At 68.1% G+C, this 25241-nt stretch carries 24 protein-coding genes; 12 read left to right on the plus strand and 12 right to left on the minus strand.

The window, feature by feature from the left end:
* Nucleotides 1–2 precede the first annotated feature (2 nt).
* Both ACQPYZ_RS06280 and ACQPYZ_RS06285 read left to right on the plus strand, forming a co-directional pair.
* Nucleotides 3–515: a 2'-5' RNA ligase family protein gene (locus ACQPYZ_RS06280; RefSeq protein WP_433166196.1), complete on the plus strand. Its 513-nt coding sequence runs from the start codon at nt 3–5 to the stop codon at nt 513–515.
* Between the two features lie 28 nt (nt 516–543).
* Nucleotides 544–1614, plus strand: a complete 1071-nt coding sequence (locus ACQPYZ_RS06285; protein ID WP_433166198.1) for a YihY/virulence factor BrkB family protein — start codon at nt 544–546, stop codon at nt 1612–1614.
* 207 nt (nt 1615–1821) lie between these two features.
* Here ACQPYZ_RS06285 and ACQPYZ_RS06290 read toward each other — a convergent pair whose 3' ends face one another.
* The 3 genes from ACQPYZ_RS06290 to eat form a co-directional block, all read right to left on the minus strand.
* Complete coding sequence (locus tag ACQPYZ_RS06290; protein ID WP_433166199.1) at nt 1822–2943, minus strand: D-alanyl-D-alanine carboxypeptidase family protein; 1122 nt, start codon at nt 2941–2943, stop codon at nt 1822–1824.
* Nucleotides 2944–2976: 33 nt separating this feature from the next.
* Nucleotides 2977–3918, minus strand: coding sequence for a zinc metalloprotease (locus ACQPYZ_RS06295; RefSeq protein ID WP_433166200.1), 942 nt, complete (start codon nt 3916–3918; stop codon nt 2977–2979).
* Between the two features lie 117 nt (nt 3919–4035).
* Nucleotides 4036–5475: an ethanolamine permease gene (gene eat, locus ACQPYZ_RS06300; RefSeq protein WP_433166202.1), complete on the minus strand. Its 1440-nt coding sequence runs from the start codon at nt 5473–5475 to the stop codon at nt 4036–4038.
* 155 nt (nt 5476–5630) lie between these two features.
* Here eat and ACQPYZ_RS06305 point away from each other — a divergent pair, with 155 nt between their 5' ends.
* From ACQPYZ_RS06305 to ACQPYZ_RS06325, 5 genes are read left to right on the plus strand one after another with little or no spacing between them, the layout of a single operon-like run.
* Entirely contained in the window at nt 5631–6995 is a 1365-nt protein-coding gene (locus tag ACQPYZ_RS06305) for a glutamine synthetase family protein (protein ID WP_433166203.1), read from the plus strand.
* On the plus strand, nt 6976–7710 hold the full coding sequence (locus ACQPYZ_RS06310; protein ID WP_433166205.1) for a gamma-glutamyl-gamma-aminobutyrate hydrolase family protein: 735 nt from the start codon (nt 6976–6978) through the stop codon (nt 7708–7710). Before ACQPYZ_RS06305 ends, ACQPYZ_RS06310 begins: the two co-directional genes overlap by 20 nt.
* Nucleotides 7707–9053 carry an aldehyde dehydrogenase family protein gene (locus ACQPYZ_RS06315; RefSeq protein WP_433166206.1) on the plus strand — a complete coding sequence of 449 codons (1347 nt, stop codon included), beginning with the start codon at nt 7707–7709 and terminating at the stop codon, nt 9051–9053. Before ACQPYZ_RS06310 ends, ACQPYZ_RS06315 begins: the two co-directional genes overlap by 4 nt.
* Nucleotides 9054–9830: a 3-oxoacyl-ACP reductase gene (locus ACQPYZ_RS06320; protein WP_433166208.1), complete on the plus strand. Its 777-nt coding sequence runs from the start codon at nt 9054–9056 to the stop codon at nt 9828–9830. It begins immediately after the preceding gene.
* Nucleotides 9831–9840: 10 nt separating this feature from the next.
* Nucleotides 9841–10557: a FadR/GntR family transcriptional regulator gene (locus tag ACQPYZ_RS06325; protein WP_433166209.1), complete on the plus strand. Its 717-nt coding sequence runs from the start codon at nt 9841–9843 to the stop codon at nt 10555–10557.
* 66 nt (nt 10558–10623) lie between these two features.
* On the opposite strand, the gene ACQPYZ_RS06330 is transcribed toward ACQPYZ_RS06325, so the two are convergent.
* On the minus strand, nt 10624–13197 hold the full coding sequence (locus tag ACQPYZ_RS06330; RefSeq protein ID WP_433166211.1) for an NACHT domain-containing protein: 2574 nt from the start codon (nt 13195–13197) through the stop codon (nt 10624–10626).
* A 575-nt stretch (nt 13198–13772) separates the two neighbouring features.
* On the opposite strand from ACQPYZ_RS06330, the gene ACQPYZ_RS06335 reads away from it, so the two are divergent.
* From ACQPYZ_RS06335 to ACQPYZ_RS06345, 3 genes are all read left to right on the plus strand, one after another.
* On the plus strand, nt 13773–13952 hold the full coding sequence (locus ACQPYZ_RS06335; protein ID WP_433166212.1) for an FCD domain-containing protein: 180 nt from the start codon (nt 13773–13775) through the stop codon (nt 13950–13952).
* A gap of 207 nt (nt 13953–14159) precedes the next feature.
* Nucleotides 14160–16916, plus strand: coding sequence for an AAA family ATPase (locus ACQPYZ_RS06340; protein ID WP_433166214.1), 2757 nt, complete (start codon nt 14160–14162; stop codon nt 16914–16916).
* Nucleotides 16917–17104: 188 nt separating this feature from the next.
* Nucleotides 17105–17338, plus strand: a complete 234-nt coding sequence (locus tag ACQPYZ_RS06345) for an SCO4848 family membrane protein (RefSeq protein WP_433166215.1) — start codon at nt 17105–17107, stop codon at nt 17336–17338.
* Here the strand turns inward: ACQPYZ_RS06345 and ACQPYZ_RS06350 are convergent.
* Nucleotides 17328–18119 (minus strand): AraC family transcriptional regulator, encoded by a 792-nt coding sequence (locus tag ACQPYZ_RS06350; protein ID WP_433166217.1) that lies wholly within the window; start codon nt 18117–18119, stop codon nt 17328–17330. The two genes, ACQPYZ_RS06345 and ACQPYZ_RS06350, sit on opposite strands and share 11 nt — an antisense overlap.
* A gap of 25 nt (nt 18120–18144) precedes the next feature.
* Between ACQPYZ_RS06350 and ACQPYZ_RS06355 the strand changes: the two genes are divergently transcribed.
* Nucleotides 18145–18975: a M55 family metallopeptidase gene (locus tag ACQPYZ_RS06355; RefSeq protein ID WP_433166218.1), complete on the plus strand. Its 831-nt coding sequence runs from the start codon at nt 18145–18147 to the stop codon at nt 18973–18975.
* A gap of 79 nt (nt 18976–19054) precedes the next feature.
* Nucleotides 19055–19468 carry a DUF2000 family protein gene (locus ACQPYZ_RS06360; RefSeq protein ID WP_433166219.1) on the plus strand — a complete coding sequence of 138 codons (414 nt, stop codon included), beginning with the start codon at nt 19055–19057 and terminating at the stop codon, nt 19466–19468.
* Between the two features lie 31 nt (nt 19469–19499).
* Here the strand turns inward: ACQPYZ_RS06360 and ACQPYZ_RS06365 are convergent, their stop codons facing one another.
* The 7 genes from ACQPYZ_RS06365 to sdhC all read right to left on the minus strand — a co-directional run bounded on the left by ACQPYZ_RS06365 (nt 19500) and on the right by sdhC (nt 25085).
* Nucleotides 19500–20687 carry a hypothetical protein gene (locus tag ACQPYZ_RS06365; protein WP_433166221.1) on the minus strand — a complete coding sequence of 396 codons (1188 nt, stop codon included), beginning with the start codon at nt 20685–20687 and terminating at the stop codon, nt 19500–19502.
* A complete protein-coding gene (locus ACQPYZ_RS06370; protein ID WP_433166223.1) occupies nt 20680–21171 on the minus strand; it encodes an RNA polymerase sigma factor in 492 nt (163 codons plus the stop codon). The genes ACQPYZ_RS06365 and ACQPYZ_RS06370 overlap by 8 nt, the downstream gene beginning before the upstream one ends.
* A 105-nt stretch (nt 21172–21276) precedes the next feature.
* Complete coding sequence (locus ACQPYZ_RS06375) at nt 21277–21606, minus strand: peptidase inhibitor family I36 protein (RefSeq protein WP_433166225.1); 330 nt, start codon at nt 21604–21606, stop codon at nt 21277–21279.
* Between the two features lie 190 nt (nt 21607–21796).
* Nucleotides 21797–22501 carry a succinate dehydrogenase iron-sulfur subunit gene (locus ACQPYZ_RS06380; RefSeq protein ID WP_433166227.1) on the minus strand — a complete coding sequence of 235 codons (705 nt, stop codon included), beginning with the start codon at nt 22499–22501 and terminating at the stop codon, nt 21797–21799.
* A complete protein-coding gene (gene sdhA, locus ACQPYZ_RS06385; RefSeq protein ID WP_433166229.1) occupies nt 22501–24243 on the minus strand; it encodes a succinate dehydrogenase flavoprotein subunit in 1743 nt (580 codons plus the stop codon). Before sdhA ends, ACQPYZ_RS06380 begins: the two co-directional genes overlap by 1 nt.
* A gap of 7 nt (nt 24244–24250) precedes the next feature.
* A complete protein-coding gene (gene sdhD / locus ACQPYZ_RS06390; RefSeq protein WP_433166231.1) occupies nt 24251–24706 on the minus strand; it encodes a succinate dehydrogenase, hydrophobic membrane anchor protein in 456 nt (151 codons plus the stop codon).
* Between the two features lies 1 nt (nt 24707).
* On the minus strand, nt 24708–25085 hold the full coding sequence (sdhC, locus tag ACQPYZ_RS06395) for a succinate dehydrogenase, cytochrome b556 subunit (RefSeq protein WP_433166233.1): 378 nt from the start codon (nt 25083–25085) through the stop codon (nt 24708–24710).
* Between the last annotated feature and the right edge of the window lie 156 nt (nt 25086–25241).

Genomic DNA, 25241 nt, shown 5'->3' on the forward strand with positions numbered 1-25241 from the left:
GGATGGCGACGATCGGTGTCGCGATCCCGATTGCCGAACCCTACGGCTCGGAGCTGCAGAAGTACCGCGCCGAGTTCGGTGACCCGATGGCCTCGGCGATCCCCACGCACGTGACCCTGCTGCCGCCGACCGAGGTGGCCGACACCGACCTGGGCGTGATCGACGACCACCTGCTGGACGTGGCCGCGCGGTTCCCGAGCTTCCGGATCCGGCTGCGTGGTACGGCGACGTTCCGGCCGATCTCGCCGGTGGTGTTCGTGCCGCTGGCCGAGGGCATCTCGTCCTGCGAGGTGCTGCAGTCACAGGTCCGGTCCGGCCCGCTGCAGGTGGAGCTGAAGTTCCCGTACCACCCGCACGTGACGGTGGCGCACGACCTGGACAAGGAGGCGCTGGACCGGGCGTACGACGCCCTGTCGGAGTACGACTGCGCCTTCGACGTCGACGCCTTCAGCCGTTACGAACACGGCGCGGACGGCGTGTGGCGCCCCCAGCGGTCCTTCCCCTTGGCAGGCTAGGTCTCCGCACCCGGGGTACAGGAGACTCATGAAGATCAAGGCGGTCTGGGACCGGTTCAGCCGGACGCAGCTGTGGCGAGCCTGGAAGCGGTACGGCGACCGCCGTGGCAACCGGTTGGCCGGGGCAACGAGTTTCTTCGGCTTCCTGTCGCTGTTCCCGCTGATCGTGCTGGCCGCGGCCATCACCGGGCCGCTGCTCGGCGAGGCCGCGATCGAGACCCTCAAGGAGTCGCTCCGGCAGAACCTGCCCGGGATCGGCGACAAGATCGACATCGACTCGCTGATCGGGCACGCCGGCACCATCGGTCTGGTCTCAGGGGTGTCGCTGCTGTTCACCGGTCTCGGCTGGATCGACTCGCTGCGCGCCTCGATCCGGTCGATGCACGAACTCGACGACCAGCCCGGCAACGCGGTCAAGCTGAAGCTGGTCGACCTGGGCGCGCTGATCGGCCTCGGCGTCATCGGTGTGATCGCGACGGGTGCCTCGTCGATCCTGACCGGGCTCTCGAAGCGCATCATCACCTGGGCCGACCTGGACGGCACCTGGCTGGCGACCTGGGGACTGGACCTGACCAGCATCGTCCTCGGGATCACGGCCGGCGCGATGCTGTTCCTCTACCTGCAGACCGCGATGCCACGGATCATCCTGCCCCGCAAGGTCGCGCTGATCGCGGCCCTGGCCGGCGGCATCCTCTTCTATCTCGCCCAGAAGCTCGGCAACGCCTACGTCAAGTACGTGATCGGCAGCAACGCCGCCTACGGTGCGCTGGCGCTGCCGCTGGCTCTGCTCGTGTGGATCTACCTGATGACACGCGCGATCATGCTGATCGCGGCGTGGACCAAGGAGGCGAGCCTCGACGCCTGGGAGCGCGAGCACTCGGAGGAGCGCCGTCTGGAGATCGCCGAGGAGCCACTACCACCGGGCCAGTCCGTCCACGAGCCCTTGCTCCCGGGTCCGCCCGGCAAGCGCTACAAGGTCGTCCCCGTCCCCCAGAAGAAGGCCGACACGGTCGCCGTCGCCGCCGGCGCCCTCCTCGGCGTCACCGCCAGCGCCATCGCCCTCCAACTCACCAAAGCCGCCCGCTCCCTCCGCCGCTAGCACCTCTCCACGGTGGTCTCCCGATCCGCGGCCCCGTGGTCATTCGAGTGGTGGTGGATTGGTGCAGTTCGACAGGAGGTGTCCGGTCGTCGGGCCTGTCCGGTGGTCGGTGCACGCGGGGACTGGCCGGCAGTGGGCGTATACGTCCTGTTGAGCTGCAACGAACCCCAGCGCGCTCCCACAGGACACCCCTGCGTCCTGACTGGATCAGTGGCGGCGGCGGCGGAGGGATCGGGGGCGGCGGAGGAAGAGGCCGAGCAGGAGGACGGGTGGGGCGGCGTACGCCCAGGTGGGGATGCGAAGGGCCAGGGACTGCACAGCCTGGCCCGGATTGAGGACCGCGCGGCTGCGGGGCGGCTGGGTCGTGCCCGCCTCCGTCCGCCGGCCCGTGGCCACCTTGGGTGACGACGGCGCGGCGGGCTTGGCCAGGGTGCCGACCGGGGTCAGCTTGTCGTAGTTCGCGAACGTCCAGTTCAGCAGGTTGGTCGCGTCCGCGCTGATGCCGTGCGGCGCGTTCATCAGCGTCACCACCAGGGTGTGCCCGCCGCGGCGGGCCGCGCCGATGAACGTGTTGCGGGCCAGCGTCGTGTAGCCGGTCTTCACACCCAGCGCGCCGTCGTAGTTGAAGAGCAGCTTGTTCTGATTCGCGACTTGGTAGGTGCCCTTGTTGCCGGCGTTCGGGAAGGCGGTGTACTTCGTCGCCGCGTACTTGGCGAAGTCCGGCCGGGCCAGGCCGGCGCGGGCGATCAGGGCCAGGTCGTACGCGCTCGAGTACTGCCCGTCGGCGTCGAGACCGGTCGGGTCGGTCACAGTCGTGTCGTGCGCGCCGAGCTCCTTGGCCTTCTGGTTCATCCGCTGGATCGTGCCCTTGACCCCGCCGTGGTCGTGTACGCACAGCGCGTGCACCGCGTCGTTGCCGGAGCCCAGGAACATGCCCTCGAACAGCAGGTCCACCGAGTACTTCAGCCCGGGGTAGACACCGACCTTGCTGCCCTCGATCCCGGCGTCCGCGTCGGTGCCGACGAGGACGTCGGTCTTCTTGAGCCGCGGCAGCAGTACGAGCGCGGTCAGCGCCTTGAGCGTGCTCGCGGGCCGCAGCTTGGCGTGCGGAGCCTTGGCCGCCAGCACCTCGCCGGTGCCGATGTCGGCGACGACGTACGCCGATGCCTGCACCGCCGGCGGTGTCGCCCCCTCGGCGACGACCGTCGGCTTCGACGTCAGCAGGTCGCCGCCGGCCGGGCCTTGTGGGCCCTGGCCGGCGGCGGTTGCTGCGAGCGGACCGCTGACCACCAGTGCGGTGGTCGCGGCGGCCGTCAGAAGCACACGCATCGGCGGCACTCTAGACGGCGATGGGTTTAGCCGTCACGCCCGGTACGCGGTCCACATGTTGCTGATCCGCGTGCTCTGGCCCGGGGTGAACTGGTTGTAGCAGGAGTCGTACGAGTAGTCCATGTAGTTGTGGATCGGGTCCAGGCCGGGCAGCGAGCAGGAGTTCCGCCCGGCCGGGCAGCCGTTCGTGGCGCTGCCCTGGGCGGGAGTGTCGGCCACGGAGTCGTTCGTGCTCGTGCACCCACCCTGGAAGGTGTGGTAGAGCCCGAACCAGTGCCCGGCCTCGTGCGTCGCGGTCTTGCCGAGGTTGTAGTTCGTCGACGAGCCGCCGGGCAGCGAGCTGTACTGCACCCGGATGCCGTCGATCGACGGGTTGCTCGCGTAGTCCCACGGGAACGTCGCGATGCCGAGGTACGAGAAGTTGACCAGCCAGATGTTCAGCGCGTTCTTGCCGCCCTTGCGGGTCTGCGAGCGGTACGTCGTACTCTGGCCGTCGCGGTGCCAGGTGCTGTTGTTGTAGCGGTACGTGCCGGCCAGGTAGAAGCTGAAGCCGGTGTTCGCCGCCTGCGACGACTCGCCGCCGGCGAAGTTCTGGTTCAGCTCGGCGATCTGCTGGTTGATCTGGGTGCTGGTCACGTCGCCGGCGCCGGAACTGCTGCGCATCACGTGGATGTACACCGGCACACTCGCCGACGCCAGCGTGCCGGCCTTCGGCGTGAGACCGCGGGCGGCCTTCGCCTTCAGGATCTGCGCGGTCCTGGCGTCGACCGCCTTCTGCTCGGCCACGGACATCTCACGGTGGTCGGCCTCGTGACCACCGCGCGCCGAGGTCGACTCCTCCGGGGTGATGCAGGGATTCGCCGCCTGGTCGACGGGCAACTTCGCCGTCGCCTGACCACCGAGCGGGCTGAACGCGAGCGCCGTACCGGCCAGCAGAACGGCCAGGGCGCGGGGACGGGTGATGAAAGATCGCATACTGCGTCCTCCAGGATCGGGCCGCTTGGGCGGTGCGGCCGAATCCCCCGATTTTCCGCACGATCCCGCAAATCACAAACCCGTGCACTGACAATTGAGTGCCAAGGCACTCAACGGTCAGGAGAGTTCTTCTTCGGCTTGTTGGATGGCGGCGAATTCTTCTTCGGGGGCGGAGGCGACCAGGCGGTGGCGGCTGTAGAACCAGAAGTAGGCGAGGGCGACGACGAAGATGCCTGCGGTGATCGCGGCCGCGAGTTTGTCGACGAAGAAGGTTGCCACGACGGCTGTCACGGCGAGCACCAGGGCTACGCCGGTGGTCACGATGCCGCCCGGCGTCCGGTACGGGCGGTCGAGGGCGGGCTCGCGGACTCTCAGCACGATGTGCGACAGCATCATCAGGACGTAGGACACGGTCGCGCCGAAGACGGCGATGTTGATCAGCAGCGCGCCGTCCTGGGTGATCGCCGCGAGCAGGAAGCCGATGATGCCGGGCACGGTCAAGGCCAGGTACGGCGTCTTGCGCTTGCCGGTGACCGACAGGAACCGGGGTAGATACCCCGCCCGGGACAGTGCGAACAACTGCCGCGAGTACGCGTACACGATCGAGAAGAAGCTCGCGATCAGCCCGGCCAGGCCGACGTAGTTGACGAAGTCGGCCACCCAGGTGTCGCCGCCGAACGCGGTCCGCAGGGCCAGCGGGAGCGGGTTGTCGGACTCGGCGATCACGGACGACCCGGCGCCGCCGGCGGTGAACACCAGCATCAGGGCCGCGAACACCAGCAGCACGACCATGCCGGTGATGATCCCGCGGGGCATGTCCTTGCGCGGGTCGCGCGCCTCCTCGGCGGCCAGCGGGACGCCTTCGATCGCGAGGAAGAACCAGATCCCGTAGACGAGCGCCGCGAGTACGCCGGCGTACCCGAACGGGATGAAGTCGCTGGCGCCGGCCGCGGTGTTCGGCACGATGTCGAACAGCTTGTCCGCGTCGAACTTCGGCACCATCGCGATCACGAACACCACCAGCGCGACCACGGCGAGCGCGGTGATCCCCAGTGTCAGCCGGAGCGCCTCGCCGACGCCGTACAGGTGGATGCCGACGAAGATCACGTAGCAGGCCAGGTAGACCGGCCAGCTCGACGTCAGCCCGAACAGGCCGAGCGCCTCGATGTAGCCGCCGATGAAGGTGGAGATCGCGGCCGGCGCGATCGCGTACTCGATCAGGATCGCGGTCCCGGTGGCGAAACCACCGAGCGGCCCGAGCGCCCGGCGGGCGAACCCGTACCCGGCGCCGGCGACCGGGATCGCGGACGCGAGCTCGGCCAGGCCGAAGACCATGCAGGTGTACATCGTCGCCATCAGCACGGTGGCGATCAGCAGGCCGCCCCAGCCGCCCTCGGCCAGGCCGAAGTTCCAGCCGGCGAAGTCACCGGAGATGACGTAGGCGACGCCCAGCCCGGCCAGCAGGACCCAGCCGGCCGCACCGCGTTTCAGCTGCCGGTGCTCGAGGTACTCCTCGCCGACCTGCTCGTAGCCGACGTGCGTGTTCTTCCGGCTCATCGCTGGCCCTCCAATGGTCTGCTGCCATACCACTAAGGATGGCCACGAGGGTCCTCGCGCAGGCACCCGCTGTCAAGGTCCCGCCCGATTGACATCCGGGCCGCGGCTTGCGTCAATGGACTGACGGCAGACCAATAGACCTCCCGGGAGCGACCGTGGCCTCGAACACCGGCAAGCTGACCGAGCAGGGACTCCGAGACCTGGTCGCGGCCGGGCGGATCGACACCGTGCTGGTGGCGATCACCGACATGCAGGGCCGGCTCCAGGGCAAGCGCTGCGGTGCGCGGTACTTCCTGGAGGAGGTGCTCGCCCACGGCACCGAGGGCTGCAACTACCTGCTCGCGGTCGACGTGGACATGAACACCGTCGAGGGCTACGACATGTCGTCCTGGTCCCGCGGGTACGGCGACCTGCTGATGGCACCGGACCTGGACACGTTGCGGATCGTCCCATGGCTCGAGGGGACCGCGATGGTGCTGTGCGACGTGCAGTGGCTCGACGGCAGCCCGATGCCCGCGTCGCCGCGGCAGATCCTGCGGGCCCAGCTGGAGCGGCTGGCCGACCGCGGGATGACGGCGTACGTCGGCACCGAGCTGGAGTTCATGGTCTTCGACGACACCTACGAGGCGGCCTGGGACAAGCGCTACCGCGACCTCTCGCCGGCGAACCAGTACAACGTCGACTACTCGCTGCTCGGCACCGCCCGGATCGAGCCGCTGCTGCGCGACATCCGCAACAGCATGGCCGGCGCCGGCCTGTACGTCGAGTCCGCCAAGGGCGAGTGCAACCTCGGCCAGCACGAGATCGCCTTCCGCTACGACGAGGCCCTGGCGACCTGCGACAACCACTCGATCTACAAGACCGGCGCGAAGGAGATCGCCGCGAAGCACGGCAAGAGCCTGACGTTCATGGCGAAGTACGACGAACGCGAGGGCAACTCGTGCCACATCCACCTGAGCTTCCGGTCGACCGACGGGGACGCCGTGCTGGCGGGCGACCGGGCGCACGGGTTCTCCGAGCTGATGGAGCGGTTCATCGCCGGCCAGCTCGCCTGCCTGCCGGAGTTCACCTTCCTGCTCGCGCCGAACATCAACTCCTACAAGCGGTTCGTCCGCGGCAGCTTCGCGCCGACCGCGGTCGCCTGGGGCCTGGACAACCGCACCTGCGCACTCCGCGTCGTCGGCCACGGTGAGTCGCTCCGGGTCGAGAACCGCCTGCCCGGCGGCGACGTGAACCCGTACCTCGCGGTCGCCGCGGTCATCGCCGCCGGCCTGCACGGCATCGAGAGCGAGCTGGAGCTCGAGCCGATGCTGGAGGGCAACGCGTACGAGGCCGACAAGCCGCACGTGCCGACCACGTTGCGGGAGGCGGCCGCGCTGTTTACCGGCTCGAAGATCGCCCGGCAGGCGTTCGGGGACGAGATGGTCGACCACTACACCAACGCCGCACGGGTCGAGCTCGACGCGTACGACGCCGCCGTCACCGACTGGGAGCGGGTCCGTGGTTTCGAGCGCCTCTGAGGACCTCCCATCGGGTCGGCGGCCGCGGATCGGCATCACGACGTACCTCGAACCGACGATCTGGGGGGTCTGGGAGCGGGACGCGTCCCTGCTGCCGCGGGTCTATCTGGACGCGGTGGTCGCGGCCGGAGGGGTGCCGCTGCTGCTGCCCCCGGTCGGCACCGACCCGACCGTCCTCGACGTCCTCGACGGGCTGATCGTCGCCGGTGGGTGCGATGTCGATCCGTCGTCGTACGACGCCGCGCCGCATCCCGAAACGGTCGACACCCGGCCCGGCCGGGACGAACACGAGAAGATCCTGATTCGGGCCGCGCTCGACCGGGACCTGCCGTTGCTGGCGATCTGCCGCGGCCTGCAGATGCTCAATGTCACCCTCGGGGGGACACTGCAGCAGCATCTGCCGGACGTGGTCGCGCACGACGAGCACCGGCCGTCGCCGGCGATCTTCGGCACCACCGAGGTCAAGATCGAGCCGGGCACGCTGACCGCGCGGCTGTTCGGCGACCGGACCAGCGTGCGGTGCTACCACCACCAGGCGCTCGACCTGGTCGCGCCGGCGCTCAGCGTCACCGCCCGCGCCGGTGACGGGACCGTGGAGGCCGCCGAGGTGGACGGCCACGACTTCGCCCTCGGCGTCCAGTGGCACCCGGAGGAGAATCCCGACGACCTACGGCTGTTCACCGCCCTGGTCGACGCAACCAGGAGAAACATATGAAGTACGACGTGATCAATCCGGCCACCGAGAAGGTCGTCCGGACGATCTCCCTGGCCACGGAGCAGGATGCGGACGCCGCGATCGCACGGGCCGCACGGGCTTTCGAGACCTGGCGGGACGTGACGCCGGCGGACCGCGGCCGGCTGCTGCGCCGGTTCGCCGACGCGGTCGACGCCGACCTGGAGAACCTCGCCGCCCTCGAGGTGGAGAACGCCGGTCACACGATCGGCAGCGCGCGCCGGGAGGCGGGCAACGTCCGCGATGTCCTGACGTACTACGCGGCGGCGCCGGAACGCCTGTTCGGCCGGCAGATCCCCGTTGCCGGGGGCATCGACGTGACCTTCCAGGAGCCGCTCGGCGTGGTCGGCGTGATCGTGCCGTGGAACTTCCCGATGCCGATCGCCGGCTGGGGTTTCGCGCCCGCGCTGGCGGCCGGCAACACCGTGGTCCTGAAGCCGGCCGAGCTCACGCCGCTGACCGCGCTGCGGCTGGGCGAGCTCGCGCTGGAGGCGGGGTTGCCGCCCGGCGTGTTCGAGGTCGTGCCGGGCAAGGGCACGGTCGTCGGGCAGCGGTTCATCACGCATCCCGCCGTACGGAAGGTGGTCTTCACCGGGTCGACGGCGGTCGGCAAGCGGATCATGGCCGGCTGCGCCGAGCAGGTGAAGCGGGTGACGCTCGAGCTCGGCGGGAAGTCGGCCAATGTCGTGTTCGCCGACGCGGATCTGGAGAAGGCCGCGGCCCAGGCACCGTACGGCGTGTTCGACAACGCCGGGCAGGACTGTTGCGCGCGGTCGCGGATCCTGGTCGAGCGGCCGGCGTACGACCGGTTCCTGGGGCTGCTCGAGCCGGCCGTGAAGGCCGTCAAGGTCGGTGACCCGGGTGATCCGGCGACCGAGATGGGGCCGCTGATCTCGGCCGGGCAGCGTGAGCGGGTCGAGTCCTACGTGGAGAACGTGGCCTTCCAGGGGACGGCGCCGAGCGGTCCGGGGTTCTGGTTCCCGCCGACCGTGCTCACGGCGCCGAGCGACCGGGTCCTTCGGGAGGAGATCTTCGGGCCGGTGGTCGCGGTCGTCCCGTTCGAGGACGAGGCGGACGCGCTGCGGATCGCCAACGACAGCGAGTACGGGCTGTCCGGCTCGATCTGGACCCGGGACGTCGGCCGGGCGCTGCGGGTCGGCCGCGGCGTGGAGGCGGGGAACCTGTCGGTCAACTCGAACTCGTCCGTCCGGTACTCCACGCCGTTCGGCGGCTACAAGCAGTCCGGGCTCGGCCGCGAGCTCGGCCCGGATGCGCTGGACGCGTTCACCGAGACCAAGAACATCTTCATCAGCACGGAGGACTGAATGGACGTCAAGGCACGCCGGCTCGAGGGCCGGGTCGCGGTGGTCACCGGCGGCGCGAGCGGCATCGGCCTGGCCGCGGTCCGGCGGCTGGCCGCGGAGGGCGCGCACCTGGTGATCGGCGATCTCGACCCGGCCGCCGGCAAGGCTGCCGCGGACGAGGTGGGCGGGTTGTTCGTCGCGGTCGACGTGACCGACGAGGCGGGCGTGGAGAACCTGTTCCGGCAGGCCTTCGACACCTACGGGAGCGTCGACGTCGCGTTCAACAACGCGGGCATCTCGCCACCGGACGACGCGTCCATCCTGGACACCGGGCTGGAGGCCTGGCGCAAGGTCCAGGAGGTCAACCTGACATCGGTGTACCTGTGCTGCAAGGCGGCGATCCCCTACATGCAGCGCCAGGGCAAGGGATCGATCATCAACACCGCGTCGTTCGTCGCGGTGATGGGCGCGGCCACCTCGCAGATCTCGTACTCCGCCTCGAAGGGCGGCGTACTGGCGATGAGCCGGGAGCTCGGGGTGGAGTTCGCCCGGCAGGGGATCCGGGTCAACGCACTCTGCCCCGGTCCGGTGAACACGCCGTTGCTGACCGAGCTGTTCGCCAAGGACCCCGAGCGCGCCGAGCGGCGGCTGGTGCACGTGCCGATGGGCCGCTTCGGCGAGCCGGAGGAGATCGCGGCCGCGGTTGCCTTCCTGGCCAGCGACGACTCCTCCTTCGTCACCGCCAACACGTTCCTGGTCGACGGCGGCATCTCGGGCGCGTACGTGACGCCGCTTTAGGCTGTCCGTCATGGTCTCCCAGGCAGACGATGCGGTGTTCCGGCCGGTCCGGGCCGGCAACCCGTTCGAGGAGACCGTGGAGCGGTTGCTGCAGGCAATCAAGCTAGGGGTCGTCGTGCCGGGGGACCGGCTGCCGTCCGAACGCGACCTGGCCGCCCGGCTGAACGTCAGCCGGGTCACGCTGCGGGAGGCGATCCACGCCCTGACCGAGGCCGGGTACGTCGAATCCCGGCGCGGCCGGTACGGCGGAACGTTCGTCAACGAGCGGCTGCCGAAGCCCCGGCGTACGCCCAAGCGGCTGGCGCGCGAGCTCGGCGACGGGCTGGAGGACGCCCTGGTACTGCGGGCCGCGCTGGAGACCGGGGCCGCGGAGGCCGCCGCCGCGCGCCCGCTGACCGCCACCGAGCAGGCGCACCTGCGACGGTGCCTGACCGAGACCTCGGCGGCGAAGCTGTCCGACTACCGCCGCCTCGACTCCCGCCTGCACCTGGCCATCGCGGAGGTGACCGGTTCGTCGTCGCTCACCTCCGCGATGGCAGACGTACGCATTCGCCTCAATGAGCTGCTCGATGCGATACCGCTGATGGAAAAGAACATTGAGCACTCCAACGACCAGCACGTGACGATCGTGAACGCCATTCTCGCCGACGACCCTCTCGCCGCTCGGCGGGCAATGCAGGTGCACCTCCTGGGTACCTCGACCTTGTTACGTGCATTCTTAGCATAAATTCCGGACGGTCGTGTACGTCCGTTGACCGATTGTGGCCTCGTCGGTGGCGTCGGAATCGGTGATCTACTCAGATCGTCGATGAAATTCCAAATGTAGAAACTCCGCCAGGCGCGAATCAGTCTCTTGGCCATCTAGGAAACGTGAAATCGTTGCCCGACCTTCGGGTGTGGGCCGAACCAACCCGGGCGCTCCGCCTTTCTCCTCGATCAAGTGGGCGCTGAGTAGGTGGGCGACGAACCGCTTAGCGAGTCGAACGTTCTTCTGCGACACTCCGCGGTTCTCGAGGCCCCGTCGCTGACTCCAGTTTCCATCTGCAAGATTCTTCAATACCTTTGGCACGATGTCGAAGTCCGGCGCATGCTGGAATACGAAATACGCATCTACATCGACTGTGTCTGCGCCCATGTACCTGAGATAACCAATCAGCGGTTGTCCACTCAGTGTCTGTGGCTCTCCATCGACCACGCGAAGTACAGTAGAGTCAGGATCGAACTTCCTCGCCGATGCGTCCGCGAGCCTTGCACTCGTGAGGTCGCAGTCAAGCATGAATACGCCATCGAGTATCGCGTTCCGCAAGTCGACGTTTCGGAGCGAGCACGAGTCGAAGACCGTGCCTGAAAAGTTGGCGCCAACCAGATCGGTGTTGACGAAGTCGACCTCGGCCAGTTCCGAGTCGGACGCCGCCATACCGCTGAGATCAACTCGATGGCCGGATTCATCGCCGAAGGACAGGCCGGAGAGTCGCACACCCGACATATCGAGGCCGCTGCCGCATACGCTTGCGAGGGCAGATCGCGGATCCAGTCTATTGTGATCGAGCAGCCCCAGCCAGATTAGGCACAGCAACTGGTCGAGTCCCTGGGTCTCTCGTCTCCCCGGCCACGCTGATGCTAGCCGCGAAACCGCCGCTGACATTAGCTCCTCAGGCAGCGCTCGCGCGAACAACTTCATCGCATCTGAAAGAACGATCTTCGAATCGATCTGTGTTCCCGCGCTGAGCGACTTAAGTAAGCGCCCAGTGAGCAAGAATTCGCGGAGTGAATTATGAGAAAATTGCCAAACATAGCCCCTTCCTTCGCCGCTCCGAGTCAACGTTGCAGAAGAGCGAAGATCATCAACTAGGGAGTCTGCGAAATCAATCACCCCCTCATGGATTCGTCGCTGAATCAGTGAATCAAAGCATCGCTTAACCAGACTCCGAAATGGAACCTCAGCCAGTGATGTCTGCTGAGTTCGAGCGAGTTCTAGTGCCATCTCTTCGAGGAATTCCCGACGCTCGGTTGGGTATAGCTGTGGAGTACGGCGATAGTCGCGCCGCATTAGGTTATTGACGATGATGTCGAAAATCTGCCACTCTGACAGGATTGAGCGATTCTTCATCGTGGCATCGGCTGCTGCCTGCTCCTTCAGTTCAGACACAACCTCGAGCAAGTAGGTGACAATTACCGGCTTGCCACTTAGGGAAACAGCAGTATCTTCGATCGATGTCCGAAAGACCTGACGTAAGAGTCCAATTACCAATTCTGCACCAACTGGATCATCTTCCAATTGCCGGCGGACGAGCGATTCCGTTTGTGCCGGGCTCAGGTCCTTCAGTTCTCGCTCGCGCCGCTCCAACAGAAAGCGTTCCAAAATGTCATCTACCCGGCGCTCCTCTTCAAGTAATTCTAGGTCGTCTGTCGGCATGGATCGAGCAGATAATTGCTGGTATAGGACCTCGAATACTCGAAGCTCCTCGGCCTCGGAAAAGTAGTTAGGTCGACTAGTGAGGATTCCTCGAGCGCCATGGGACGCAAGGTCGGCCAGCGCCTCAAGGCAGGCGCGACGCTCACGGACATTCAGGTACTGAGCCATCTCATCGTAGCCATCGAGCAGAAGCACCACTCGCCCGGTTGCGATCATGCTTTCGACGAATGCAACTGGCACGTGGCTCAGTTCGTTTCGATCGAGGAAGTGGTGAAGGAGTCCCCTTGAGTCGAATTGCTTGGTGAAATCTCTCAATTCGATTCGGAAGGGCAGCGGTGCGTGTCCGCCACCGCGGTACAACTCTGTCCATCGGCGTTGCAGCACGCGAGTGAGCGCCGTCTTTCCCGTACCGTATTCACCAACCACAACCAGCCAGGGATGAGTCACTGCGTCGGCCAATAACCAGTCCGTTAGGTACGTTGGCGCGACGTCATCTCCGTACCTGTCGACGAACCGTGGCTGCTCGTAGACCTCATGCAACCGCGCGAGACCTTGGGCCATCTCGCCGTCGCCAAGCACCGCGTTGATATAGGGTTCAGTCTTCTCAAAGGCGCGCACGAGTTCGTCATAGGTGTAAGTTTTCACGCCGATCTGAGCTGACCGTTCCCGGACCTCGGCCGTAAAGCCTTTAGCTGATACGATCAACTTCTGAGCGCTTGGCTCGTTGATCATCACTAACTTCGTTAGATCCTTGCCATATTTGGCGGTATCAACATACTGAACAGTGACTTCGATATATACTTCCTGTTTGCCCAGTCCGCCTAATTGTGTAGCAATTAGGTCGATTTCACTGCCATGCCGGTGGATTGGTCCGATGACCGAGTAGCCGTTGGATTCGAACAGCCATCTGACTGCCTCCGGAAGCGACTCCTGCGTGAACTGTGTGGTCAATTCCCCTCCCAATGTGAGATACGTCAACAGAGCCGACGATTTCAATATCGAAGCGTTGTTGAACCGCAACGGACTGGCTGTCCCCGCCGCCCACTATCAACCGATCGACTTGATCCGCGCGGTTCCCCTCCTCTGTAACAGGTTGTTATGATCCGCCTATTGGCACGTTCTGTGAAGGTTCTGTGCCCTGTCGGTCATCGTGGCTGCTGGCGACGGCCGCTCCTTGTTACGTCGCCATGGATTCGGTGCGGCTTCCCTTGCCCGCGTCAATCTGCACCCGCGGCTCGAAGGGCCCTCGCCGCTGTCGCTCCGTGTGGGAGGCGTTGCGGCTTGTACGTCTTCAGCGCGTGACGGCACAGCGTTGTTGTGCGCGTTGACACGCCGGGAACGGTACTTGGACACGCACCAGTCGATCTGGCTTGCTCCGACGCATCTGCCCAACGCCGCTGGAGACGGGATCTATGACTCGCTCTGAATCTTCGCGCCCATGGATTGGCCCGCACGGTTGAGTTCGTCTCAACTTCAAGTGTCCGATCTGCGCGCCGTCGCTGACGTCGGCGACGGCCGACGTACGGATGCGGCTGAACGAGCTGCTGGACGCGATCCCGCTGCTGGAGCGCAACATCCGGCACTCGGACGAGCAGCACGAAGCGATCGTCGGCGCCATCCTGGCCGGGGATCCCGAGGCCGCCCGGCAGGCGATGCAGGAGCACCTGTCCGGGACCGCGGCCCTGCTGAGGGCCTTTCTGAGCTGATCTTTCAACCGCCGCGCGGTCTTTTGCGCTGCGAGAGTGGGCAATCCGTGCCGGGGCACAACAGTGCCGTTCGGACTGCTCATATCCGGGCAGCCACGGGTGACAGGATGGTGACGGGACGGTTTCCTCATGTGACACTCGCCGTGTCAGCCGGTCGTTGCCTGTGATAATCGGCGAGGGTAAACCTTCGAGGAGAATGCTGGATCGATGACTGACGACGAGCTGGTGGGGCGCGCCGGGCTGGTCGAGCGTGCGCGGAAGCAGCTCGAGACCAGCGGCAGTGTGCTGCTCTACGGCCCGACCGGCATCGGCAAGTCCGCCCTCGGCCGCGCGCTCGTCGCCGAGCGGACCCGGGCCGGCTGCCGGGTGCTCAGCGCCGCGCCGTCGCAGTCCGAGGCCGGCCTGCCGTACGTCACCCTCCTCGATCTCCTCTCCCACCAGCTCGAGCTCGCCTGGCAGTTCCTCCCGGACCACCTCCGCCAGCCGCTCGAGGTCGCTCTGCTCAAGGCGAGCGCGCCGGACACGGTCCGTGACGAGCTGGCCGTGCGCCTCGCCGTACTGCACGTCCTGCGCCGGCTGGCGGCCGGTGGGCCGGTGCTGCTGGTGGTGGACGACATCCAGTGGGTCGACCCGTCCAGCCTCGAGGTGCTCACGTTCTGCGCCCGCCGGCTGTCCGACGGCGTACACATGCTCGCGACCGAGCAGGTGGCCGACGGCGATCTTCCGGTGATGGCCGAGGCGTGTCCGGAGCCGGTGCTGCAGCTGGAGGTCCCACCGCTCACCGAGCCCGACGTACTCGGCCTGCTGCGGCAGCGCCTGTCGAGCCCGCTCCCGGTGCGGACCGCCCGCCGGATCTTCACGGCCAGCGCCGGGAACCCGTTCATGGCGCTGGAGCTCGGCCGGGCGGTGCTGCGGCATCCGCAGGGCGTCTCGCCGAACGATCCGCTGCCGGTGTCCAGCCGGCTCAAGACGCTGCTCGGTGACCGGCTCTCCGACCTGTCCGCCGGTGCGCACGAGCTCCTGCTGCACGCGGCCTCGTCGCCACGCCCGACCACGGCACAGTTGGCCCAGTCGCTCGGGCGGCGGATCGACACCGAGCTCGCGGAGGCGGAGTCGCTCTGCCTGATCGACGTGTCGTCCGAGCGCCTGCGCTTCACGCACCCGCTGCTGCGGGAGTTCGTGTACGCCGAGGCGACGTCGGCCGCCCGCCGCCAGGCGCACGCCCAGCTGGCCGCGGTCGTCGACGAACCCGTCGAGAACGCGACCCACCGGGCGCTCGCGACCCAGGAGGCGAACCCGGAGCTCGCCGCGACGATCGAGGAGGCCGCCGTGGTCGCGGCCGGCCGCGGTGCGCCGGGTGCCGCGGCGACGCTGTGGCGGCTGGCGGCCGAGCGGACGCCGCTGAGGCTGCCGGACGAGCGGGCCCGCCGGCTCACCCGGGCCGCCGACGACGCCGCGGCCGCCGGTCACCTCGCGGAGTCGGCCGAGATGGCGCGGCTCGCCGTACAGTCGGCGACCACGCCGGAGACCAAGGTGCCCGCGCTGCTGCTGCTCGTGGACGCCGCCTGGCCGGACCGCGACCGCCGGGTCGAGCTGCTGGCCGAGGCGTACGACGCGGCGGTCGGTGACCAGCGGCTCGAGGCGCGGGTGCGGATCATGCGCAGCCACAGCGAGTACTTCGACCGGCGGCTGGACGAGGCGCACGAGGACGCGCGGGTCGCCGAGCGGCTCGCCCGGGAGTCCGGCGACACCGAGGCGATCGTGGACGCGCTGAGCGCGGCGAGTTCGGTGCAGATCTCGCGCGAGGCCGAGCAGACCGCGGACGCGCTGCTGCAGGAGGCGGCCGAGCTGTCGCGCGACCTCCCGCTGACCAAGACGGTGGTCAACGCCCGGCAGATGGCGGCGATGCGGGAGCTGTTCCGCGGCCGGACCGCCGAGGCCATTACCGCGATCAGCGCGCTGGTCGACGAGGTCCGCGACGGCGGTGCGATGCGCTGGCTCGCGTCCGTGCTGATCTCCGCGACCGCGATCTACGAGCGCAGCGGCCACGGCGCGGCCGCGCTCGCGGCCGGACACGAGTGCTACCAGTTGATGCAGGACATCGGCGACGAGGCCGAGGTCGGCATGGTCATCGCCAGCCGCGCGGAGTGGGTCGGCGGTTCGGCGGTGATGGGCCGGCAGCTGGCCGAGGCCGCGCTCGAGGGGGTCCGCCTGGTCGGCAACGACGAGTGGACCGGCCCGGCGCTGGCAAGTCTCGGGCTGATCGGCGTCCTGACCGGAGACCCGCAGCGGGCGGTCGAGGCGTTCGACGCGATCGCGGAGTCGGGGGAGGCGGCGATGCCGTTCGACCCGGCCGTGATCCCATGGCACGCGGACTACGCCGAGGCGCTGGTCGCAGCCGGTCGGCTGGACGACGCGGCCGCGCTGATCGCGGACATCCGGGCGCGGGCGGAGACGCTCGACCGGCCCGTCGTTCGCGTCGGGCTGGCGCGGTCGGAGGCGCTGCTGATCGCCAAGCAGGGTGATCCGGCGGCGGCGCTCGACCTGCTCGAGAAGACGATCAACACGGCGGGCGACTGCGTCTACCCGCTCGACCTGGCCCGCTGCGAGCTGATCCGCGGCCGGGTGGCGCGGCAGGCTCGGCGTCGTTCGGTCGCGCGGACGGCGTTCCTGGACGCGATCGAGCAGTTCGAGGCGTACGGCGCCCCGGCGTGGCGGGAGGTGGCCGAGACGGAGCTCGCGCGGCTCGACGTACCGAGCCGGAGCCGCCAGCCGTCCGAGCTCAGCGACAACGAGCAGCAGATCGTCGCCATGGTCCGCGATGGCTCCACCAACCGCGAGATCGCCGCCGCGCTCTATCTCTCGGTCAAGGCGGTCGAGTCGCAGCTGACGCGTCTCTACCGCCGCTTCGGCGTCGCCAACCGCACCCAGCTCCTCCGGATGGTCGACCGCCCCCAGGGCTGACGTGCGCTTTCGGTTGAAGGTGGTACGGGTCTGCAGGGAAACCCTTGTGGTGACCCGCCAGTAGCTTCGAACGTCTTGCTGTCCGGTGCAGGTTCGAGCAGGGTCGTTCGGGTGAGCTCGCCCCTCGCCCCGGGGCGGCCGAGTGAGGCGCGGCCGCCCCGACTTCACCACCTTGCGACAATGACCGGGTGAAACTCGAACGCAAGCACGCGCTGGTCCTGCTCGGGATCGCGATCTGGAACGTCGTCACCTACGTGACCTTCATCCGGAACCTGGCCGCCACCGAGGACCGCCCGACCGGGTACTACGTCGCCCACACCGTCCTGATCGTCGTCAACCTGGCGATCGCCGCCCTGCTCGGCACCTGGGGCGTCCGCGCCCTCAAGGCCGCCCGGAACACGCCCGGCAAGGTCAACGCCTGACGAAGCTCGCCGGGGTCACGCCGAGCAGCTTCCGGAAATGACGGTTCAGGTGCGACTGGTCGTAGAACCCGGCCAGCGTCGCCACCTCGGCCGGCGGGTGGCCGTCGAGCAGATACCGCCGGGCCAGATCGACCCGCCGCCCGGTCAGGTACCGGTGCGGCGGCATCCCGTACTCCCGGCTGAACGCCCGGACCAGGTACGCCGGATGAGCGTGCACCAGCCGGGAGGCGTCTTCCAGCGTGATCCCCGCCGGGACATGCCCGTCGATGACGTCACGCAGTCGCCGCGCGACCCCCGGATCGCGCCGGCCGCGCGGATCCGTCACGTCCCGGCGCAGGTGCTGCCGCAGTCGCTCCTCGATCAACGTGAGCCGGCTCTGCGCCTCCAGCTCCTCCCGGCCATCACGCAGTACGCCGTGCAACTGGTGGATCCGGTGCCGCAGGACCGGGTCGACGTACTCCGGCTGGTCGACCGCCGCACCGATCACGTTGTCGCCGAGCCGGTCGGGCTCCAGGTACAGCACCCGCTTGCGGAACCCCTCCGGCCGCACCGAGCGCCCGTCGTGCGGGACGTTCGGCGGTAGCAGCGAGACCTGGGCCTGGGCGAGTCCGTGCTCGCGGTGGTCGAGGTCGTACCGGACGGCGCCCTCGTCCACGATCAGCACGGTCCAGGCATCGTGCGTGTGGCTCGGGTACGCGTGTGACGGGAAGTGGGCGTGCAGCACCTCGACGACCCCGCTGAGCGCGGGCCGCCACGCCCTGACCTCGGCGTTGCCGCTCACCCTTCAGAACATACGCTGTCCCGTCGTGAAGGTTTATCTGAGCGTGGACATGGAGGGCGTCACCGGGCTCGTCGACGCGGAGGACGTCCAGCCGCGCGGCCGCGACTACGAACGCGGCCGCGTGCTGATGACCGAGGACGCCAACGCGGCCGTCCGGGGTGCGTACGACGCGGGCGCGACCGCCGTCCTGGTGAACGACGCCCACGGCCCGATGCGCAACCTCCTCCCGGACCTGCTCGACCCGCGCGCCACGCTCATCAAGGGCCGCCCGAAGCCGATGGGCATGATCGAAGGGCTCACCCGCGAGTACGACGCCGCCCTCTGCATCGGCTACCACGCCCGCGCCGGCGTCCTCGGCGTACTCAGCCACAGCTTCATGGGCCACGAGATCGAGGACATCTGGCTCGACGACCAGGTCACCGGCGAGATCGGCCTCTTCCACGCCACCGCCCACGCGTACGGCGTACCCGTCGCCCTCCTGACCGGCGACGACACGGCCTGCGCCGAGATGACCGCCTGGGACCCGTCGGTCGCCACCGTCCCCGTCAAGTACGCCAAGGACCGCTTCGCCGCCCAACTGGTCCCGGTCCCCGAAGCCCAAGCCGCCATCCGAACCACCACCCACCAAGCCCTCGCGAACCTCCCCGCCTTAACCGCGGACCGTGCGCGGACCCGTCGCCTGGCCGTCCGCTGGCAGAACGCCTCCGTCACCGCCCACCTGACCGCCATCCCCGGCGTACTCCGCCAGGACGACCGCACGGTCACCGTAGAAGCCGACATGCCCCACCTCTACCGCCTCTTCAACCTCTTCCTCCGAGTAGCCACCGCAGTAACCACCAACCCGCCCTACTGCTGACCGCAGTCGGGAGGTTTGGAACGTACAAGACGTGGTGGGGGTGGCGGGGGAGGGTGGGGGTGTGGAGAACGAGGACGAGGTGATCAGGTTCGATACCAAGATTGCGGTGTTGCTGCGGGACGATCTTGCCGTCTGGCAGCGGCTCAACGTGACCGCGTTCCTGGTGAGTGGGATCGCGGCCAGGCATCCGGAGGTGGTCGGCGAGAACTACGAGGATGCGGACGGGACCGCCTACCTGCCGATGTTCCGGCAGCCGGTGCTGGTGTTCGAGGGGTCCAAGGAGCTCATGGGTACGGCGCACCAGCGGGCACTGCGGCGAGAGATCGAGCACTCGGTGTTCACTCAGGAACTGTTTGCTACCGGCAACGACCGCGACAACCGGGCCGCCGTGAAGGCGGTGCCGACGGCCGAGCTGGACCTGGTCGGGATCGCGCTGTACGGCCCGAAGAACGCGGTGGACAAGGTACTCAAGGGCGCGCGGATGCACCACTAGCAGGGATGCTCGCGGCGAACAGGATGCGCGACTAACGCGGTTCGAAGAAGCGCCAGGTTGAGCCGCGGTCGAGTGTGGTCGCGACGCGTTTGTCCGCGGTGGGCCCGTAGATCAGGTCGTCGCTGCGGGCGAGGTCGGTCAGTCGCGGAGGCGTGTCGTCGAGCAGGATCGGCCGGAACTCGTGGATCGCGTACAGCCTGGCCGTCGGGGTCTGCCGCGGAGTGCCGAGCAGCAGGGCCGCCTGGTCGTCGAACGGGACGGCCGGGGTGCCCTTGACCCACGTCGGTGACTGCACCGGGTGCCAGGTGGCACCGCGGTCGGTCGACATGCGGACGATCATGACCTCGTCGGCCGTCGAGGTGGTCGCGAGGAGGGTGTGGCCGTCGGGGCTGACCTCCAGGGTGCTGCCCTGGCGATCGGGATCCAGCAGCGTCTGCTCCCAGGTCTTGCCACCGTCGTCGGTCCACAGGATGTCGGTGCGCGGCGCGTCCCCGCCCTGGCCGCCCAGGACCCACCAGCGCCCGGTGCTGTCCCGGACCGCCTCGCCGACCGTCTCCAGCCCTTCCACGACGAGCGGGCGGACCGTCGACTCCTCCGGATCGAGTACGGCGAGCCGGCCGGGCATGATGTCGTCGCTCAGGATCTCGTCCCGTTCGAACGTGCTCGACGCGGTGACGGTCCGCAGCGCCGTGGACCGCGGACCACGGTCGGTCAGCCGGAACATCACCGTCTTCGGCGAGGCCGGGTCGTCCTCGGTCGGTCGTTCGTCTCCGGGTCGGCCCAGCGCGACCACCTCGTTGCCGACCTGCACCGTCACCCAGTACGACGTACCGACAGGGGTCGTCGCCTTCTGATCCCCGCGCTGCAGCACGGCCGCATACGTGCACCAGCTGTCGCAGGCGCTCCAGGTCGCGCCCCAGCGCTTCGGGCTGGCGACCGTCACCGACGCCACCTCGGCGTTCGTACCTCGGACCAACGCCTCGCCCGCCGGATCGGAGGCGTTCACCAGCGGCGGCATCGACGGCGCGATCGGCGGTTCGGTCCCCGGTCGGGTGCCCCACGGAACGACGGCGGCCAGTACGACGGCAGTGGCGGCACCGGCGGCCACGAGTGCCTGGCGGCGTCGGCGGCGTCGTACGCCTCGGCGTTCGAGCTGCTCGAAGGGCAGGGGATCGATCGTCTCCTGGACGGCCCACGCGAGGTCCTTGAGCTCAGACATGGTCGATCTCCTCGATGAAGTCGCGGACGAGGGGCGCCAGGCGGGCCCGGCCGCGGGTCAGCCGGGCCTTGACGGTGCCCTCCGGGACGCCCAGGTGGAGGGCGATGTCGCGGATCGGGAGGTCGACGAGGTGGAACAGCGTGAGCGCCTCGCGCTGCTCCCAGGGAAGCTGGCGCAGCGCGTCGACGAGGGCGACGTGGTCGGGAGACAGCCCGGGTACGGCGGCCGGCGGTGGGCCGGACCGGCTGATCAGGCCGTGGAACACGACCGTACGGCGGTAGCGGCTGCGGGCCACGTTCAGCGCGACGGTGCGCAGCCAGGCCTCCGGGTTCTCGACCTGGGCGAAGCGGCGGGGTTTCTCGACCGCACGGACGAACGCCTCCTGGACCGCGTCCTCGGCCTCGGCCAGGCTGCCGCAGAGCGTGTACAGCTGCGCCACCAGTCGGCGGTAGCAGCCGTCGTACACCTCCCGCAGGCTCTCCATCGCGATGACCTCCCCCAGACGGCGACCAACCTCTGCCCGGACGACTCCCGGCGGGCAGAGGTTGGTTGCGTCAGACCCTAGATGTGACCCAGGTCACAGTGCTGGTCAGCAGACGAACTCGTAGCTTTCGGCGTCGTTGTCGAAGCCCTGGAGTTCCAGGTTGGAGTAGGACTTGCCGGCGGCGAGGTCCACGCTGCGGCCGCCGAGGTTGTCGTCGGCGTACAGGCGGACGATGCACGACGTCTCGTTGCGGACCGACGAGATCTCGTTGTCGCCGTCCCAGCCGTCGATGTCACAGCCGTCCGGGCAGGTGCTCGGGGTGGTGTCGACGTACTGGCTGCCGGTGTAGTCGGGGTCCTCCCACATCCGCACGTTGCCGGCGGCCGGCGCGTTCTCGGCGGCTGCCGCCGGGGTGATCGCGGCGAAGGCCGTCATTGCCAGTCCACAGACCAGAGTCGCTGCTACTCGCGTGCGATTCATCGTGTCTCCCTCGAGTTGGTGGTTTTCGCAACGCCTCCACTCAAGGAGCCCCGGCTTTCAGATCACTTTCAGTCAGCTTTCGCAATCTGTCCGTGATGTAGCCGAGAAGGAGTCGACGACCGGCCGTCACCCAGGTGACGAAAAGTCAGACGCGGCGGAAGATGAGGGCTCGTTTCACTTCCTGGATGGCCTTGGTGACCTCGATGCCGCGGGGGCAGGCGTCGGTGCAGTTGAAGGTGGTCCGGCAGCGCCAGACGCCTTCCTTGTCGTTCAGGATCTCCAGCCGCTGCTCGGTGCCCTCGTCGCGGCTGTCGAAGATGAACCGGTGCGCGCCGACGATCGCCTGCGGGCCGAAGTACTGGCCGTCGGACCAGAAGACCGGGCAGGACGTCGTACAGGCGGCGCAGAGGATGCACTTGGTGGTGTCGTCGAAGCGGTCCCGGTCGGCCTGGGACTGGATCCGCTCGCGGGTCGGCTCGTGGCCGCTGGTGACCAGGAACGGCATCACCGCGCGGTACGCATCGAAGAACGGCTCCATGTCGACGACCAGGTCCTTGAGCACCGGCAGGCCCTTGATCGGCTCGACGGTGATCTCCTTCTCCGGGTTCAGGTCCTTGATCAGCGTCTTGCAGGCCAGCCGGTTGCGGCCGTTGATCCGCATCGCGTCCGAGCCGCAGACGCCGTGCGCGCAGGAACGGCGGAAGGTGAGCGTGCCGTCCTGGTCCCACTTGATCTTGTGCAGCGCGTCCAGGACCCGGTCCGTCGGCTGCAGGGTGACCGAGTAGGTCTTCCACTCGGCCTCGTCGACGACCTCCGGGTTGTACCGCAGGATCTTGACCTTGACGTCCATCAGTACTTGCGCTCCATCGGCTTGTAGCGGGTCTGCACGACCGGCTTGTAGTCCAGCCGGATGTTGATGTTGCCTTCGGCATCGACCTCGCGATACGCCATCGTGTGGCGCATGAAGTTCACGTCGTCGCGCTTGTCGTAGTCCTCGCGGAAGTGCCCGCCGCGGGACTCCTTGCGGGCCAGCGCGGACACCACCAGCACCTCGGCCAGGTCGATCAGGAAGCCGAGCTCGACGGCCTCGAGCAGGTCGGTGTTGAACCGCTTGCCCTTGTCCTGGACGGCGACCCGAGCGAACCGCTCCTTCAGCGTCTCGATGTCGACCAGCGCCTGCTTGAGCGAACCCTCGGTCCGGTACACCTGCGCGTTCAGGTCCATGGTGGCCTGCAGGTCTGCCCGGATCGCGGCCACCCGCTCGTCGCCGGTCGCGTTCCGCAGGCCCTCGACCAGGTCGACCACGAACGACTCCGGCGCGTCCGGAAGCTCCTCGAAGACGGCGGTCTCGGCGTACTCCGCGGCCGCGATCCCCGCCCGCCGGCCGAACACGTTGATGTCGAGCAGCGAGTTCGTGCCGAGCCGGTTCGCGCCGTGCACGGAGACGCAGGCGACCTCGCCGGCGGCGTACAGGCCGGGGATGACGTCGTCGTTGTTGGCCAGCGCCTCGCCCTTGATGTTGGTCGGGATGCCGCCCATCGCGTAGTGCGCGGTCGGGAACACCGGGATCTGCTCGGTGTACGGCTCGACCCCGAGGTACGTCCGGGCGAACTCGGTGATGTCCGGCAGCTTCGCGTCGATGTGCGCGGGCTCCAGGTGGGTCAGGTCGAGCATCACGTACGCGCCGTCCGGCCCGCAGCCGCGGCCCTCGCGCACCTCGTTCGCCATTGCCCGGGCGACCATGTCCCGCGGCGCCAGGTCCTTCACGGTCGGCGCGTAGCGCTCCATGAACCGCTCGTTGTCCTTGTTCCGCAGGATCCCGCCCTCGCCGCGGGCCGCCTCGGACAGCAGTACGCCGAGACCCGCCAGGCCGGTCGGGTGGAACTGGAAGAACTCCATGTCCTCCAGCGGCAGGCCCTTGCGCCAGACGATGCCCATGCCGTCGCCGGTGAGCGTGTGCGCGTTCGACGTGGTCCGGAAGACCTTGCCGAACCCGCCGGAGGCGAACACGACCGACTTGGCCGAGAAGACGTGCAGCTCGCCGGTGGCCAGCTCGTACGCGACCACCCCGGTGGACCGGCCGCCGACCATCAGCAGGTCGAGGACGTAGAACTCGTTGAAGAACTCCACGTTCTGCTTGATGCACTGCTGGTACAGCGTCTGCAGGATCATGTGGCCGGTCCGGTCGGCCGCGAAGCAGGAGCGCCGTACGACGGCCTCGCCGTGGTTCCTGGTGTGGCCGCCGAAGAACCGCTGGTCGATCTTGCCCTCGGCGGTCCGGTTGAACGGCAGCCCCATCTTCTCCAGGTCGAGGACGGCGTCGACGGCCTCGCGGCACATCACCTCGGCCGCGTCCTGGTCGACCAGGAAGTCACCACCCTTGACCGTGTCGAAGGTGTGCCACTCCCAGTTGTCCTCCTCGACGTTGGCCAGCGCGGCGCACATGCCGCCCTGGGCCGCGCCGGTGTGCGACCGGGTCGGGTAGAGCTTGGTGAGGACGGCGGTCCGGGTCCGCTTGCTGGACTCGAGAGCCGCGCGCATTCCCGCACCACCCGCGCCGACGATGACGACGTCGTACTGATGCTGTTGCATGACTTCCTTACTGACAGACCGACAGCGTGCTGTGCGGGTCGAGGCAGGGGTCGAAGGTGAAGATCACCAGGGTGCCGAGGACGACGATCACGATCGACGCAGTGACCAGCAGGGACTTCAGCCAGAACCGGGTCTGGTCCTTCTCGGCGTAGTCGTTGATGATCGTGCGCATCCCGTTGGTGCCGTGCAGCATCGCCAGCCACAGCATCAGCAGGTCCCAGACCTGCCACAGCGGGTTGGCCCACTTGCCGGCCACGAAGGCGAAGTCGAGGCCGGTGATGCCGTCGCCGAGCATCAGGTTCACGAACAGGTGGCCGAGCACCAGCACCACCAGCGCGAGCCCCGACAGCCGCATGAACAGCCAGCTGTAGAGCTCGAAGTTCGTCTGGCCGGACCGGTTCCGGCCGCCGCCCTTGAGCGAGCGGGCCCGGGAGCTGGAGCGTGGTGCCGCGATGTCCGTCATCTCACCCTCCGAAGACGTGCGACAGGTGCCGGAGCACGAACGGCACGAACAGGACCACCCAGATGACGCCGACGCCGATCATCAGCTGCCGCTGGTAGCGCGGGCCCTTGGCCCAGAAGTCGACCAGGATCAGCCGGATGCCGTTGAACGCGTGGAACAGGATCGCCGCGACCAGCCCGACCTCGAGCAGGCCGACGACCGGGTTCTTGTAGGTGCCGATGACCTCGTTGTAGGCCTCCGGGGAGACCCGGACCAGCGCGGTGTCCAGCACGTGCACCAGCAGGAAGAAGAAGATACCCACCCCGCTGATGCGGTGGGCCACCCACGACCACATGCCCTCCCGGCCGCGGTACAGCGTGCCGGCTGGTTTGCTGGGCAAACCGATCCTCCGATCGGATCTCGGACCAGAGCCGTGCGGCAGGAAGGTCGCGACCGGCTCGGCCGGGCGAACGCCGGCCGATTTCGATGCTAGTCCCGCCGTCCGGCCCGAAATGTCCTGACAGGTGTGAGATCGGTCGCGTCTTGACTTCGACCC

Origin of the sequence: Kribbella sp. CA-247076, assembly GCF_050942445.1 — a bacterium.
In the GTDB taxonomy this organism is placed as follows: domain Bacteria; phylum Actinomycetota; class Actinomycetes; order Propionibacteriales; family Kribbellaceae; genus Kribbella.

What these genes read in the sequence shown, in the direction of transcription:
- ACQPYZ_RS06280 (WP_433166196.1), top strand. Translation starts at nt 3, where the DNA reads ATGGCGACGATCGGTGTCGCGATCCCGATTGCCGAACCCTACGGCTCG.
- ACQPYZ_RS06325 (WP_433166209.1), top strand. Translation starts at nt 9,841, where the DNA reads ATGGTCTCCCAGGCAGACGATGCGGTGTTCCGGCCGGTCCGGGCCGGC.
- ACQPYZ_RS06375 (WP_433166225.1), bottom strand. Translation starts at nt 21,606, where the DNA reads ATGACGGCCTTCGCCGCGATCACCCCGGCGGCAGCCGCCGAGAACGCG.
- ACQPYZ_RS06285 (WP_433166198.1), top strand. Translation starts at nt 544, where the DNA reads ATGAAGATCAAGGCGGTCTGGGACCGGTTCAGCCGGACGCAGCTGTGG.
- ACQPYZ_RS06320 (WP_433166208.1), top strand. Translation starts at nt 9,054, where the DNA reads ATGGACGTCAAGGCACGCCGGCTCGAGGGCCGGGTCGCGGTGGTCACC.
- ACQPYZ_RS06340 (WP_433166214.1), top strand. Translation starts at nt 14,160, where the DNA reads ATGACTGACGACGAGCTGGTGGGGCGCGCCGGGCTGGTCGAGCGTGCG.
- sdhD (WP_433166231.1), bottom strand. Translation starts at nt 24,706, where the DNA reads ATGACGGACATCGCGGCACCACGCTCCAGCTCCCGGGCCCGCTCGCTC.
- sdhA (WP_433166229.1), bottom strand. Translation starts at nt 24,243, where the DNA reads ATGCAACAGCATCAGTACGACGTCGTCATCGTCGGCGCGGGTGGTGCG.
- ACQPYZ_RS06380 (WP_433166227.1), bottom strand. Translation starts at nt 22,501, where the DNA reads ATGGACGTCAAGGTCAAGATCCTGCGGTACAACCCGGAGGTCGTCGAC.
- ACQPYZ_RS06365 (WP_433166221.1), bottom strand. Translation starts at nt 20,687, where the DNA reads ATGTCTGAGCTCAAGGACCTCGCGTGGGCCGTCCAGGAGACGATCGAT.
- ACQPYZ_RS06315 (WP_433166206.1), top strand. Translation starts at nt 7,707, where the DNA reads ATGAAGTACGACGTGATCAATCCGGCCACCGAGAAGGTCGTCCGGACG.
- ACQPYZ_RS06335 (WP_433166212.1), top strand. Translation starts at nt 13,773, where the DNA reads ATGCGGCTGAACGAGCTGCTGGACGCGATCCCGCTGCTGGAGCGCAAC.
- eat (WP_433166202.1), bottom strand. Translation starts at nt 5,475, where the DNA reads ATGAGCCGGAAGAACACGCACGTCGGCTACGAGCAGGTCGGCGAGGAG.
- ACQPYZ_RS06295 (WP_433166200.1), bottom strand. Translation starts at nt 3,918, where the DNA reads ATGCGATCTTTCATCACCCGTCCCCGCGCCCTGGCCGTTCTGCTGGCC.
- ACQPYZ_RS06290 (WP_433166199.1), bottom strand. Translation starts at nt 2,943, where the DNA reads ATGCGTGTGCTTCTGACGGCCGCCGCGACCACCGCACTGGTGGTCAGC.
- ACQPYZ_RS06370 (WP_433166223.1), bottom strand. Translation starts at nt 21,171, where the DNA reads ATGGAGAGCCTGCGGGAGGTGTACGACGGCTGCTACCGCCGACTGGTG.